This is a genomic window from Campylobacter sp. CH278 (genome assembly GCF_004378845.1).
GTDB classification, from domain to species: Bacteria; Campylobacterota; Campylobacteria; order Campylobacterales; family Campylobacteraceae; genus Campylobacter_D; species Campylobacter_D jejuni.
On the sequence record NZ_RYXZ01000005.1, the window covers coordinates 39,037 to 52,995 of the forward strand.

Sequence of the window (13,959 nt, forward strand, 5' to 3'; positions counted from 1 at the left end):
CTAAGCATTTTTAGTTGTTATTAATATCAAAAGTAAAAAATTCACTCTTAAAATTATTAGGTAAAGTTTTATACTGAGATATCGCAGCTTCATAGTTCTTTACTTCTTGATACAACATACCAAGAGCTGCTTTACTTTCTTTGTTATTTTTATCTGTAAGTTTAGAAAGCTGCAAAAGCGCTATAGCTGAATTTGGATTATTTGCACCTACGGCTGCTACGGCTGCTAAAAATAAAGTTTTAGTATCTTTAGCTCCATAATCATCAATCAAAGAATTGTAAAGCGCATAAGCCTCCTCGTATTGCTGTGCAAAAATATCCAAATAAGCTAAAGTTTGCAAAATACCCTCATCTTTTGCTCCTGAAACATTAATCAACTCTTTAAATTTCTGTCTTTCTAAATTTAAAAGCCCTGCAATATGCATTAAATTAACATAAAATTCCCTAGCGATACTTGGCCCACCAAAAACACTACGATAATCAAGTTTTAAATTTTTAAAATGAATTTGAGCATTTTGAGCATATTCTTTAATATTTAAATTTGAATTTAAAGAATTAAAATACAAAATATTTGCCAAAATATCTTCAGGCAACTCTGAACGCAATTTAGCAATTTTCACATCTACTTGATTATTAAGGTTATTATTTTTAGCAACAATAGCTTCAAAAATCAAACTCAAAGGCGTGTCTTTTTTTGTTTCATCTAAATAAGGAAGCATAGAAATATAATTATTATTAACTAAAAATAACATACTTTTTTGCATATTAGCTTTAAAATTAGAATCAGCAGCTATATTATCAAGAATTTCATTGTAAAGTTTAGTTGTATCAATATCAATTAATTTTGCACAAAACATAGCAAAAGCACCTGCTAAGTAATTTTTAGGATTAAGATGATATGAACTTGAAAAATGCTTATAAGCAAGTTCATAATTTTGCATTTGGGCATAAGTTAAAGCCAAATTATAATGTAAAATACTATGTTCTGGATAATCCTTGATAAGTTTTTGAAATTCTTGGTTAGCAAGGCGTAACTTCTGATTTAATGCATAGTTAATAATATTGGCAATTTTTACATTGGTAGATGAAAGAGCCTTGCTTGTATTAAGATAAACTCCCGCATCAGCACTATCATCAACGAAATCTGTAACATTAGCTTTTTTAATATATAAAGCAGCCTGCCTACTATCAAAAACTTGATAAGGCGCAAAATAAAAAAGCAAATCGAATTGATCTTTTTGTTTTTTTAACAAATCTTTTGAAAAAGAATTTTGAGCAACTGCTATATTAAAAAGATCCTTATTTAAACGAACTTGAATTTTATAAGCATCTAAAATCTTATATCTATCTTTATCATTATCATAAGAATTTTGCAAGCGCGCTAACATATCTTGATAATTTCCTGTTTTAATATCAACCAATGTTAAAGCCGCCAAACTTTGATTAAAATCTCTTTCAATTTTCATCGCTGTACTTAAAGCGACTTTAGCTTTAGCATATTCTCCTATTCTAGCGTATAAAAGACCTAAAGATAAACTAGATTCAAAATTGCCTTGAGAATTTAATTGCTGTATAGCCTTGGAATCAAAGTCCATTTTTGCATAAATTTTAGCAGACAAATACTTTGCAACATCAGAATACGGCTCCACATCTGTTCTTTGTAACATTTGTAAAGCCTCAGGGTAATATCCTTTGTAATAATTAATCAAGCTTAAATAATAATCATATAATTTTGATTTTCCTTCTTTTGGAAGATACACTTGAGCTAAATCAATATAATATCTAAATTTTTCCTTATCATTAAGCTTTAAAGCACAAACAGCAGCATTGATAGCAGCTACACTTTGATTTTCTCCATTGGCTATAGCTTTCTTGAAGCTTTCAAAAGCTTCTTGGAATTTATTCTCATTCATTTGAGAAACGCCTAAATTATAATTAGATAAAGATTCATTATATACGGCAACTTGCTCATAAACTTTTAAAGCCTGTTCAACCTCACCCTTTAAATATAAAGCATTTGCTTTTTGGATCATACCATCAATTCTTTGCATATCATTGTATTTATATGATTCATCAGGCATAACAACAGGTTGTTCTAAAGGCTTAGAAGCTATAATATCTGGTTTAATTTTTCCTTCACTAAAAGTTAAATAAAAAAGTGTAAAAACTAAAATACAAATAATCCCCAAAGATAAACCCACAAGAGACATAAACTTACGATCTTTATACCAAGGCGTAGGCTCTTGACTTTCAACTTCTTCAAAAGTTGATACATCTTCAGGCGCACTTTCTCTTGTAAATTTAAAACCACTATCACTATTTTCTTGAGGTAATTCTTCTGGCAATGATGCAAATTCTTCATCTTCTGGAGCTTGCCCCTCTTGCCCTTTAAATCCCTCTAAACTCTCATCAAGTCTTGGTTGATTTAAGCCATCTTCGGGTTTTTCTAGTATTATATCTTCTTGTTCAGCCATCTATACTCTTTAAAAATATTTTTTCAAAACATCAGGAATATGAATTTTTCCTTCTTTATCTTGATAATTTTCCATAATCGCCACCAAAGTTCTTCCTACTGCCAAAGATGAGCCATTAAGAGTGTGAACGAGCTCATTTTTTCCTTGTTCATTTTTATAGCGAATTTTAGCACGTCTTGCTTGAAAATCACGACAATTTGAAACAGAACTGATCTCGCGATATTTATTTTGTCCTGGAAGCCACACTTCAAGATCCACAGTTTTTGCTGCACTAAAACCCAAATCTCCGGTGCAAAGCATCAAATGTCTATGCGCTAAACCTAAAGAACTGAGTAAATCACTTGCACACTCAAGCATTTCATTAAACACGCTATCACTTTGCTCAGGTTTAGTAATACTTACAAGCTCTACTTTTTCAAACTGGTGTTGTCTTATAATACCTCTTGTATCACGCCCTGCACTGCCTGCTTCTTTTCTAAAACAAGCGCTATAACAAGTCATTTTTATCGGTAAAGTTTCACTCGCTAAAATTTCTCCACTATAAAGATTGGTTACTGGAATTTCAGAAGTTGAGATCAAATACAAATCCTCATCATCTACCTTATACATATCTTCTTTAAATTTTGGCAACTGACCTGTCCCAAACATAGTAGCACCATTTACCAAAAAAGGTACATTAACAAATTCAAATCCACGGCTTCTATTAAAATCTATCATATAATTTACCAAAGCACGGCTTAATAAAGCTCCTTCGTTTTTAAGCACACAAAAACGGCTTTGTGAAATTTTTACCCCACGCACAAAATCAAGCCAATTTAAACTCTCGCCTAATTCAAAATGTTCTTTTGGAGTAAAATCAAAGCTAGGTGGATTTAAAACTTTTTTAAGCTCTACATTTTCATCTTCATCCTCACCCACAGGCACACACTCATCAGGGATATTTGGGATGGCATGAGCGATTTCTTCAAGCTCATTTTCTAAAGCATTTACTTTAGCGCTTTGCTCATTAATTTTACTTTTATTTTCGCTTAATTTTGCTTTTAAACTTTCTTTATCTTGAGCCATAGCAAGCTCTTTACTGAATTTATTTTGAAAAGCTTGAAATTCTTCTAAAGCTATTTTTTCTTTTTTTAAACTTGCAAACAGTTCAGCAAGTTTTTTTAAAATATTTTCATCAACTTTTTTATTTTTTAACTTTTTAGCCACTTCATCAAAATTATTTTGTAAATTTTTTAAATCTAGCATTTTCTACTCCTTAAAGTCCGATTTTTTCATAAATTTTTTGCATTTTTTCTTGGGCGATTTTTCTTGCTTTGGTTGCACCAAAATCTAAAATTTCTTTTAAATGTGAAGGCTTTTCTAAAAGCTCATTGTATTTTTCTCTCGCTTCTTTAAAATAAGCATTTACAAGCTCGTTTAAATACATTTTAAAATGTCCATAACCCTCACCACCTTTTTCATAGCGTATTTGCAATTCTTTTTGCCCTGATTCATCTAAAAAAAGCTTTGCGATTTTAAAAACATTGCAGCTTTTAAAATCTTTTGGATCTTCTAAAGCGGTACTATCGGTTACTATGGAAGAAATTTGTTTTTTTAAGGTTTTTTCACTGCTAAAAATATCTATAGTATTTTGATAAGATTTACTCATTTTTGCTCCATCAGTACCCACAACCACAGCTACTTCTTCATTAACTTTAGCCTCTGGAAGGGTAAAAATTTCACCCCATTCATTATTAACTTTTAAAGCAATATCACGTGCGATTTCAACATGTTGGATTTGATCTTTTCCCACAGGAACAATTTGTGTATCAAAAAGTAAAATATCAGCTGCCATTAAAACAGGATAAGAAAAAAGCCCATGTGAAGCACTAAGCCCCTTAGCAACTTTATCCTTGTAACTATGCGCACGCTCTAATAAACCCATAGGAGTAAATTGCGATAAAATCCAATAAAGCTCCATAACTTCCTTAACATCACTTTGCAACCAAAAAACACTTTTTTGAGGATCTATACCAAGGCTTAAAAAAGCCGCAGCAGCTTTTAAGGAATTTTGTTTAAGTTTTTCTCCATCTTGAGAAGAAGTCATGGCATGATAATTAGCAATAAACATAAACATTTGGCTTTTTTCTTGTGCATCTACCATTTGCTTAATCGCACCAAAATAATTACCTATATGCAAATCGCCACTTGGCTGAAGGCCCGTTAATACTCTCATTTTATCACCTTTTTAATCTCGCTTAAAAGCTCATCTATATTTTTATTTTCTATATTTAAAATAAAATTTGCCTTTAGTTCATACTTGCTTAAACGCTCATTATATAATTTTTTTGCTTTAATTTCATCATAAAATAAAGGTCTTTTAGAAATTTCATCTTTGTCTAAACGCTTTTTTAAATATTCAAAACTTGCTTTTAAATAAATACAAAAACCTGCTTTTTCTAAATTTGAAACATTAACAAAACCCCCACCTGTAGCAATACAAGCTTTCTCACAAGAACTAAAAAAATCAGACATTTTTTGCTCTTGTTCTCTAAAAAAATTTTCCCCTTTTTGTTCAAAAATTTCACTGACTTTTTGATTAAATTTTTGTTCTATTAAAAAATCGCTATCTAAAAAAACAAGATCTAAATCCTTAGCTAAAGCTCTTGCTAAAGTGCTTTTTCCAGAACCCATAAATCCTATAAAAACGATATTTTTAACTTTCATCATTTTCTTTACTGCCCTTTTTACGCGAAGCAATCACTAAAGGCACACCTTCAAAATCAAATTCTTTTCTGATTTGATTTTGTAAATAACGCTTATAGCTAAAATGCAAGGCCTTAGGACGATTCATAATAAGTGCAATTTTTGGCGGCGCTAAGTCATATTGTACTGCATAATAAATTTTAACCAATTTCCCATAATCATGCGGCAAAGGATGTACTCTTGTGGCATTTTCTATCAAGGTATTAAGCTTAGAAGTTTGGATTTTTTGAGTGAAATTTTCAAAAATTTGCAAAATTTTATCGAGTAAAACATGCACCCTTTTTCCACTTAAAGCTGATACACTAATCACGGGTGCGTAAGCTAGAAATTTAAAACGATCAAGACGCAATTCTTTTACAGTCTTATCAAAATCCATCTCACTTTTATCCCATTTATTTAAAACAATAATCACACCCAAATAATGCTTAGCCACAAGCCCAGCAATGCGTTCATCAAGCTCGTTAAAGCCCTCATGCGCATCTAAAACCAAAAGTGCTATTTGAGAATGAGATAAAATTTTTTCCGTGCGATTTAGGGCAAAGCGTTCGAGTCCTTGAATTTTACCCCTTTTTCTAATACCTGCAGTATCAACAAATTCTATCACTTTATCTTTATGAACTACACTTTCATTAACAGGATCTATAGTAGTTCCTGCGATAGAACTTACAACACTGCGTTCTTGTTTAACCAAAGCATTTAAAAGACTTGATTTTCCAACATTTACACGCCCTACAATACCCACTCTGATATGATTTTGATCGACTTCTTTAAATTGAAATTCTTTTCCTTCTTCATAATGCTCTAAAAAATCTTCTAAATTTTCTTCTTCATCGGGGATTAAAAACTCTTCATGTAAAAATTTTTCAAGCCATTCATAAAGTTCATCTAAGCCTACATTATGAGTTACTGAAAGATTAAAGATTTCCTTTACGCCAAAATTTGCAAACCCCCAAGCCCTTTCTTCATCTTTTTTATTATCTACTTTATTAATCACCAAGGCTATAGGTTTTCCAAGTTTTTTTAAAGAATAAAAAAACTGTCTATCCTCATCATCAGGCGCTAATTTTCCATCAACTAGATAAAGTATGATATCGCTTTCTTTGGCTACTTTTAAAGTGTTTTTTTTCACATTTTTAAAAAGTTCATCACTTTCATCAAGCCCTCCACTATCAATAAGCATGGCTTTTTTTGAATGAATATGAATTTGCGTTTTATTTGTATCTCTAGTTGTACCTGAAATATCACTTGTAATAGCTATTCTTTGTCTTGCCATTCTATTAAAAAGACTTGATTTTCCAACATTTGGCTTGCCTATAAGTATGATGCTTTGCATTTTTTTCCTAGAAAATTATATTTTTAAAATTATATAAAATTTGGCTTAATATTAAGCAAAAAAAGACTAGAATTAGCCCAGATTTTAGTCAAGGAAAAAAAATGCTAAAAGTAATCAAGCATAATTTAGGAATTTATTTCATGATTTTAGCATGTTTGGATTTTGCACTTATGGGAGCTTGTGCAAAAATTCTTAGTAAGGAAATGAGTTCTATAGAAATTATGTTTTTTAGAAATATCATAGGAATTTTTTTCATAGTCTATCTTTTAAAACGATCTAAGGCACATAAAGAAGGGGGGCATTTTTGGCTCTTGGTATTTCGTGGAGTAGTAGGCACGCTTTCACTATATATGTTTTTCTATAATGTTTCAAATATTACACTAGGCGGAGCTTTTGCTTTTCAAAAAACTGCTCCTATTTTTATTACTTTAATAGCTTTTGTTGTTTTTAAAGAAAATATTGGCATCAAAGGCTGGATAGGAATTTTAATAGCATTTGGTGGAGTGCTTTTAATCGCTCAGCCTTGGGCTCATAATTTAAATCATTCAGGCTTTGATTTAAAAAATTCAGTTATAGGTATCACGAGTGGATTTTTAGCCGCTTTAGCTCTTACAAGTGTAAGAGAACTTAGAAAATCTTACACTACAGAACAAATTGCCTTTTCTTTTATCCTTTTAGGAACCTTAATGCCTTTAATTTCTATGATCAGTGCTGAATTTTTTGAACCACAGCATCTTGATTCTTTACATTTAGATTTCATTCTAGCACCTTTTGTGATGCCAAGTCTTACAGCTTGGCTTATCATTGCCATTATGGGAACTTTAGGCACTATTTATCAAATTCATGTCACTAAAGCTTATGGTATCGCTAAACAAGCAGGAGTAGTTGCTGGAGTTAGTTATCTTGATGTAGTATTTAGTATGATAGTTGGGATAATTTTAGGAGATAATTTACCAAGTACTATGGTTTTTTTAGGTATAATAGGCATTATTTTTGGTGGATTAATTTTAGTTAAGAACAAAGGAAAAAAATGAAAAAAATGATACTCATTGCTGGTCCTTGTGTGATAGAAAGCAAAGATTTGATTTTTAAAGTTGCCGAACAATTAAAAAATTTTAATGAAAACCCAAATATAGAATTTTATTTCAAATCAAGTTTTGATAAGGCCAATCGCACAAGTATTAATTCTTTTCGAGGTCCTGGTCTTGAAGAAGGATTAAAAATTTTACAAAGCGTAAAAGATGAATTTGGCATGAAAATCTTAACCGATATACACGAAAGCAATCAAGCAAACCCTGTAAGTGAAGTAGCTGATGTCTTGCAAATTCCTGCTTTTTTATGTCGTCAAACCGATTTACTTGTAGCCGCAGCAAAAACTAAGGCAAAAGTTAATATCAAAAAAGGACAATTTTTAAACCCAAGCGATATCAAATACAGCGTTAAAAAAGTTCTACAAACCCGTGGCATAGAAGATGAAGGCTATGAAGCTGCTCAAAAAAATGGTGTTTTTGTAGCTGAAAGAGGAGCTAGCTTTGGCTATGGAAATCTAGTAGTAGATATGCGTTCTTTAGTTATCATGCGTGAATTTGCTCCAGTTATTTTTGATGCTACCCATAGCGTACAAATGCCAGGGGCTGCAGGTGGAAGTAGCGGAGGGAAAAGCGAATTTGTAGAACCTTTAGCAAGAGCGGCAGCAGCCGTAGGCATAGATGGCTTTTTCTTTGAAACACATATTAATCCTTGCGAGGCTTTATGTGATGGACCTAATATGCTTAATCTTACACGCCTTAAAAATTGCGTTAATACATTACTAGAAATACAAAATATCATAAAGGAAAACAAATGAATATTATTGAAGGAAAATTAAATTTAGACTCAAATACAAAAATTGCTATCATTAATGCAAGATTTAATCATATCATCACAGATCGCCTTGTAGAAGGAGCAAAAGATGCTTTTTTAAGACACGGGGGCAAAGAGGAAAATCTAAGCCTTATACTTGTTCCTGGTGCTTTTGAGCTTCCGTATGCGTTAAAAAAAGCTATAGAAAGCAAAAATTTTGATGCAATTTGTTGCGTAGGTGCAGTAATTCGTGGCTCAACTCCGCATTTTGACTATGTTTCAGCAGAAACCACCAAAGGCATAGCCAATGTGAGTTTAAATCATAATATCCCTGTAAGCTTTGGTGTTTTAACTACAGATACAATAGAACAAGCCATAGAAAGAGCTGGAAGCAAAGCAGGCAATAAAGGCTTTGAAGCTATGACAACTGTAATCGAGATGTTAAATTTAAGCAAGGAGCTTTAATGGCAACGCGTCATCAAGTTCGCCAAAGCGTCATCTCCTTACTTTATGCTTTTGAATTAAATTCTCAAAACAACGTTTTTGTAGATGAAATTTTAGATGAAAAAAAAATACGCAATGAACAAAAAAATTTTACTTTAAATTTATATCATGGAATTTTAGACAATTTAAACAATATTGATAAAACCTTAAATTCATTTCTAAATGATAATCAAATTACAGCTTTAGGACATGTAGAAAGAGCTATACTAAGACTTGGAGCTTATGAGTTACTTTTTACCGATACTCCTAGCGCCATTGTTATCAATGAGGCTATAGAACTTGCCAAAGAACTTGCTAATGATAATTCTCCAAAATTTATAAATGGAGTTTTAGATGCCTTGATAAAGGCTAAAAAATGAAGCTTTGTGTCGCACTTGATCTTTCTACAAAAGAAGAATGCTTGCAACTTGCTAAAGAATTAAAAAATTTAGACATATGGTTAAAAGTAGGTTTAAGAGCATATTTAAGAGATGGTTTTAAATTCATAGAAGAACTTAAAAAAGTTGATGATTTTAAAATATTTCTTGATCTTAAAATTCATGATATTCCCAACACTATGGCAGATGCTTGCGAAGAAATATCAAAACTTGGTGTTGATATGATCAATATCCACGCAAGTGCTGGAAAAATAGCCATGCAAGAAGTTATGACACGGCTTAGCAAATTTTCAAAAAGACCTTTAGTTTTAGCAGTTTCTGCTCTTACGAGTTTTGATGAAGAAAATTTCTTTAGTATTTATAGACAAAAAATCGAAGAAGCTGTAATTAATTTTTCAAAAATATCCTATGAAAATGGACTTGATGGTATGGTATGCTCTGTTTTTGAAAGTAAAATCATCAAAGAACACACTCAAAGAAATTTCCTAACTCTCACTCCAGGAATTCGTCCATTTGGAGAAAAAAACGATGATCAAAAACGCGTCGCTAATTTAACAATGGCTAGAGAAAATTTAAGCGATTTTATAGTAGTTGGACGCCCTATTTATAAAGATAATAACCCTAGAAAAATTTGCGAAAAAATTCTACAAGAAATTTAATAATCATTATCCTTGTTATGTTTTAATAATAAAAATTTTTAACAAGGAAAAATTATGATTATAACCCCTGAGAATTTATATAAAAAAAGAAGAGATTTTTTAAAACTTGGAGCAGGTGCTTTAATAAGTTCAAGCGTGCTTGCTTCTAAATTATCTGCTTTAAATTTCACAAGCGATACTAATCCAAACAAACTTGAAATCAGCGATGAAGAACTTGCTACAAATTATGTCAATTTTTATGAATTTTCAACAGATAAAAAAAAGGCTGTATCATTGGCACAAAATTTCAATACTCAAAATTGGAAAATCGATATCAGTGGAGAAATAGAAAAACCTTTAACTTTAAGCATGGAAGATATTTTAAAATTCCCACTAGAAGAAAGAATTTATCGTTTTCGCTGTGTTGAAACTTGGTCTATGGTGGTACCTTGGGTAGGCTTTGAATTGCGTCGTTTGATTGAAATGGTAAAACCTACAAGCGAGGCAAAATTTGTTAAATTCACCACTCTTTTAGATAAGAGCCAATTTCCCGATCAAGACGCTTTATTTCCAACTATAGACTATCCTTATGTAGAAGGACTTCGCATGGATGAAGCTATGCATCCTCTTACCTTGCTTGCAGTAGGAATGTATAAAAAAGCCTTAAAGCCTCAAAATGGTGCTCCAATACGCCTTGTTGTTCCTTGGAAATATGGCTTTAAAAGTATTAAATCTATAGTTAAAATAGAATTTACCAAAGAACAGCCTAAATCCACTTGGGAAAGTTACGCTCCAAGTGAATATGGTTTTTATGCTAATGTCAATCCTAATGTTTCTCATCCTAGATGGTCTCAAGCTAACGAGAGGGCTTTAGGAGACTTCTTTACCAAGCCTACTTTAATGTTTAATGGCTATGAAAAAGAAGTGGCAAGCTTATATAAAAACATGGACTTGAAAGTGAATTTTTAATGCAGATAAAATACTTTAAATTTCTTGCTTATTTTGGCTTTATCATAAGTTTAATCTATGGCTTTTATCATATCATAAAAGCCTTTGATTTTGTAAAAGAAGCCTATATTTACACTGGAATATTTGCTTTAATCTTTTTAAATTTAAGTCTTTTATTTTCTTTACTTAAATTTAAAAAAACAAAAAATTATCCTAAAATTTTAGGTATTTTTGCAGCTTTTTGGGCAATTTTACACTTTTTAAATTATTTTATTTTTGATAGAAATGCTCAAATTTTAAGGCTTTTTGATGATATTTCACATCGTTTATTAGAAGCAAGTGGATTTATCGCATTTTTAATCATATTTTTAATGCTTTTAAGTTCTTTTAAAATCTTTAAAAAACTTAGTAAAATCAGAAAACTAGGATATTTATGCTTAGTTTTGGCAAGTTATCATTATTTTTTAACCCCAAAAGTTCCTATGTTTTGGGAATGGAGTGCTTTAATTGTAGCTTTGTTTTATTTTATAGTTCGCTATACAAAAACATTAAAAAAGTTAAAATCCAACAATCTTACTTTTATCAAAACTTGAATTTAATTCTTTTTGTATGCTTTCTATAAAATCTTGCATTTTAAAAACCCCATCTTGTGATACAGCTACTTTCAAAGCTGTATTCTTCACCACCATTAAAATTTGTGCTCCACTTAATTCATAATTTGATAAAATATTTATATCAAAATCTTTTTCAAATAATGCTTTTTTAGGTAGAAATTTTTCCCAAATTTTAAGCCTATCTTTAAAATCAGGTTTTTTAAATTCTATCTTATAATCAAATCTTCTTGAAAATGCACTATCTAAGCTTTCTAAAAAATTTGTCGTAGCGATAATTACACCACTAAAACGCTCAATTTGCTCTAAGAATATATTTTGCATTTGATTATGCATTTTATCACTACCACTACTTCCATCTACACGCGTACTTAAAAACTGATCGGCTTCATTGAGAAGTAAAATAGGACTTTGTTTACAAGTTTGCACAATATTTTTATAAGTATCAAAAATTTTTCTTACATTTTGCTCACTCTCTCCAACCCATTTGCTCAAAATTTTAGAACAGTCAAAACTAAGAACAGATTTTTTCATTGATTTAGCCATAGCTAAAGCTGACATAGTTTTTCCAGTACCAGCAGGACCATAAAAAATAATTTTAGCTTCTATATTTTTATTACTCTTTATACCCCAAGAATGAAGTCTTTCTAGGACTTTTTTATCTTGTTGTTTTAAAATATTTTCTAAAAGCTCTTTTGTATTTTCAGGCATAATAATATCATTGATGTCAGTGCTTGGTTCTATAAGCTCGAAAATATCTTGATCTTTTAAAACACTTTCAATTTTGATTTTTTTACTTTGTTTTGGTTCAAAATTTATAATTCTTTGTAAAATTTCATCAATAATAAAAAAACTTTTAGAAATATCTCCAAAAGCATTTAAATATTCATCATACTCGATTAAGTTTAAAAGAGGAGCATTTTCTTGTAATAGTTTTTTGTTTTTATGCCTTTCTAAATCATTTTCACTGATTAAAGAAAGTAAAGAATTCATTTCTCTAGAAATCGAACTTTCATTACTTAAGGCGTATTCTTCTTTTAAAAGTGCTAGAAAAATAATTTGTTCTTTATGTTCAAGATTGTATTCTTTAAAAATATCAGCCAATACATTATAAAATTTACTTTTTTTTAGTCTTTCTTTGATATGTTTTTCATAAAGTTTAATTTGATTTTTTATTTCACTATTATAAGCACTTTTTTGTATAAAACTTAATCTTTCGTATAATTGAATACGCGCAAATTCATCTTTTAAATATTCTAAATAATCTGCATAAGCCTCTTGTTTCTCAAAATTTAAACGAGGTTTTGCTTCTAAAAATTCTAAAAAATATTCACTTAGACTAAGCTCACTTTGCAATAAGGCAAGAGTTAATGTTTGAGTTTTATTATTTTCCAAACTTTTAAAAAAACTCGAATTTTGATTTACAAAACCTCTTTCGATAAGTTTTTTTAAATCCTCCAAAGCATCAAGATAAAGATACTTATCATTTCCAAAAATTGTCGATAATAAAGTAAAGGCATTGATAGAAGAAATAGAAACGACATAATTTCTACAAAGCTCTCTAAGAATCAAAGCTTCATTTTTAGCACACTTAAGCTCTTTATAAATTTGAGTATCTTCTATATTTTTCAAACTTAAAAAATTTTTTAATTTTTCCATTATTTTTTAAATTCCTTAAGCTCGTCTTCATTAAATTCTACGCAAATATTTTCATCTAAAAAATGACCTTCAAAAGGTAGATAACAAATTTTTAGTTTTCCATTATTAAGCAAAAAATTATTATTAAATTGTAAATTTTGCAGATCTTCAAAACACTCATCACATGTATTTTTAAGCTTCTCATGTAAAAGATTTTGAAATTTTTGATTTTCAGTATTATACAAATCATTTAGTTTTACAAATGCGTGAGCATTAATATCATAAACGAAATTATTTAACTCTAAAATAGCACGACTCATACCATCTTCATAAAAATAATACCATTCTTCAAAACTAATTTTTCCATCTTGTAAAAAAATAGGTTTTTGGCGAATTTGCTCAAAGCTAAATACACCCTTATGAACAGGATGAAATTCTTTAAAATCATCATTAAAACCTATAAAATCAAGACTACGCTTTATACGAATGCCATCTTGCGTTTCGACAAGTTCTAAAGTAGTTGTTCCTAAATTTTCTCCTTGAAAATTTTTATTATCATATGTAAGCATTTTAGAAGAATTGATTTTATATTTTTTACGCTCATCCTGCCAAAAATCATTTGTCTTAACGAGCGGAATCTCTAAATTTCCATTTATATCATCAACAATTAAAAAACTAGAACTTGTTTGATTTTTATCCCTGTCAAAAAGTGGGGTCATAGGTGTATTATCATAAACTATGGCAAAAATTTCTTTATCCTGCAAATGATAAAAATACAATTCACCTTTATAAATTTGCGCTAAAGCTAGATTTACAAAGCAAAATACCAGTAAAAAAAATTTCAAACTCT

Annotated in this window: 13 protein-coding genes and 1 pseudogene; 7 read left to right on the forward strand and 7 right to left on the reverse strand. The window is 30.2% G+C overall.

All coding sequences use genetic code 11. The features are described 5' to 3' along the window. Positions 1-10 precede the first annotated feature (10 nt). From pflB to der, 5 genes are read right to left on the reverse strand one after another with little or no spacing between them, the layout of a single operon-like run. The gene (gene pflB, locus ELQ04_RS05220) at positions 11-2,473 is read right to left on the reverse strand and encodes a motility protein PflB (RefSeq protein WP_002937051.1); all 2,463 of its coding nucleotides are present in this window, start codon (positions 2,471-2,473) and stop codon (positions 11-13) included. Positions 2,474-2,482: 9 nt separating this feature from the next. Next, the gene (gene serS, locus ELQ04_RS05225) at positions 2,483-3,718 is read right to left on the reverse strand and encodes a serine--tRNA ligase (RefSeq protein ID WP_002937049.1); all 1,236 of its coding nucleotides are present in this window, start codon (positions 3,716-3,718) and stop codon (positions 2,483-2,485) included. Positions 3,719-3,728: 10 nt separating this feature from the next. Then, on the reverse strand, positions 3,729-4,688 hold the full coding sequence (trpS, locus tag ELQ04_RS05230; RefSeq protein ID WP_002937048.1) for a tryptophan--tRNA ligase: 960 nt from the start codon (positions 4,686-4,688) through the stop codon (positions 3,729-3,731). Further along, positions 4,685-5,182, reverse strand: coding sequence for a shikimate kinase (locus ELQ04_RS05235; protein WP_074469062.1), 498 nt, complete (start codon positions 5,180-5,182; stop codon positions 4,685-4,687). Before ELQ04_RS05235 ends, trpS begins: the two co-directional genes overlap by 4 nt. Beyond that, on the reverse strand, positions 5,169-6,551 hold the full coding sequence (der, locus tag ELQ04_RS05240; protein WP_002937040.1) for a ribosome biogenesis GTPase Der: 1,383 nt from the start codon (positions 6,549-6,551) through the stop codon (positions 5,169-5,171). Before der ends, ELQ04_RS05235 begins: the two co-directional genes overlap by 14 nt. A gap of 101 nt (positions 6,552-6,652) precedes the next feature. On the opposite strand from der, the gene ELQ04_RS05245 reads away from it, so the two are divergent. The 7 genes and pseudogenes from ELQ04_RS05245 to ELQ04_RS05275 all read left to right on the forward strand — a co-directional run bounded on the left by ELQ04_RS05245 (position 6,653) and on the right by ELQ04_RS05275 (position 11,453). Beyond that, positions 6,653-7,585: a DMT family transporter gene (locus tag ELQ04_RS05245; protein WP_002877515.1), complete on the forward strand. Its 933-nt coding sequence runs from the start codon at positions 6,653-6,655 to the stop codon at positions 7,583-7,585. Continuing rightward, the gene (kdsA, locus tag ELQ04_RS05250) at positions 7,582-8,397 is read left to right on the forward strand and encodes a 3-deoxy-8-phosphooctulonate synthase (RefSeq protein WP_002854449.1); all 816 of its coding nucleotides are present in this window, start codon (positions 7,582-7,584) and stop codon (positions 8,395-8,397) included. Before ELQ04_RS05245 ends, kdsA begins: the two co-directional genes overlap by 4 nt. Continuing rightward, complete coding sequence (ribE, locus tag ELQ04_RS05255; protein ID WP_002937038.1) at positions 8,394-8,858, forward strand: 6,7-dimethyl-8-ribityllumazine synthase; 465 nt, start codon at positions 8,394-8,396, stop codon at positions 8,856-8,858. Before kdsA ends, ribE begins: the two co-directional genes overlap by 4 nt. Continuing rightward, complete coding sequence (gene nusB / locus ELQ04_RS05260) at positions 8,858-9,256, forward strand: transcription antitermination factor NusB (RefSeq protein WP_002937026.1); 399 nt, start codon at positions 8,858-8,860, stop codon at positions 9,254-9,256. Before ribE ends, nusB begins: the two co-directional genes overlap by 1 nt. Next, positions 9,253-9,930 (forward strand): annotated as a pseudogene (gene pyrF, locus ELQ04_RS05265) (orotidine-5'-phosphate decarboxylase); the annotation flags it as partial. The gene nusB and the pseudogene pyrF, both read left to right, overlap by 4 nt. Positions 9,931-9,987: 57 nt before the next feature. Continuing rightward, the gene (msrP, locus tag ELQ04_RS05270) at positions 9,988-10,881 is read left to right on the forward strand and encodes a protein-methionine-sulfoxide reductase catalytic subunit MsrP (RefSeq protein ID WP_134224468.1); all 894 of its coding nucleotides are present in this window, start codon (positions 9,988-9,990) and stop codon (positions 10,879-10,881) included. Beyond that, positions 10,881-11,453, forward strand: a complete 573-nt coding sequence (locus ELQ04_RS05275) for a sulfite oxidase heme-binding subunit YedZ (RefSeq protein ID WP_002937023.1) — start codon at positions 10,881-10,883, stop codon at positions 11,451-11,453. Before msrP ends, ELQ04_RS05275 begins: the two co-directional genes overlap by 1 nt. Here the strand turns inward: ELQ04_RS05275 and ELQ04_RS05280 are convergent. Further along, on the reverse strand, positions 11,418-13,130 hold the full coding sequence (locus tag ELQ04_RS05280) for an ATP-binding protein (RefSeq protein WP_002937022.1): 1,713 nt from the start codon (positions 13,128-13,130) through the stop codon (positions 11,418-11,420). The genes ELQ04_RS05275 and ELQ04_RS05280 overlap by 36 nt on opposite strands. Further along, entirely contained in the window at positions 13,130-13,954 is an 825-nt protein-coding gene (locus tag ELQ04_RS05285) for a hypothetical protein (RefSeq protein ID WP_044778213.1), read from the reverse strand. The genes ELQ04_RS05280 and ELQ04_RS05285 overlap by 1 nt, the downstream gene beginning before the upstream one ends. Positions 13,955-13,959 lie beyond the last annotated feature (5 nt).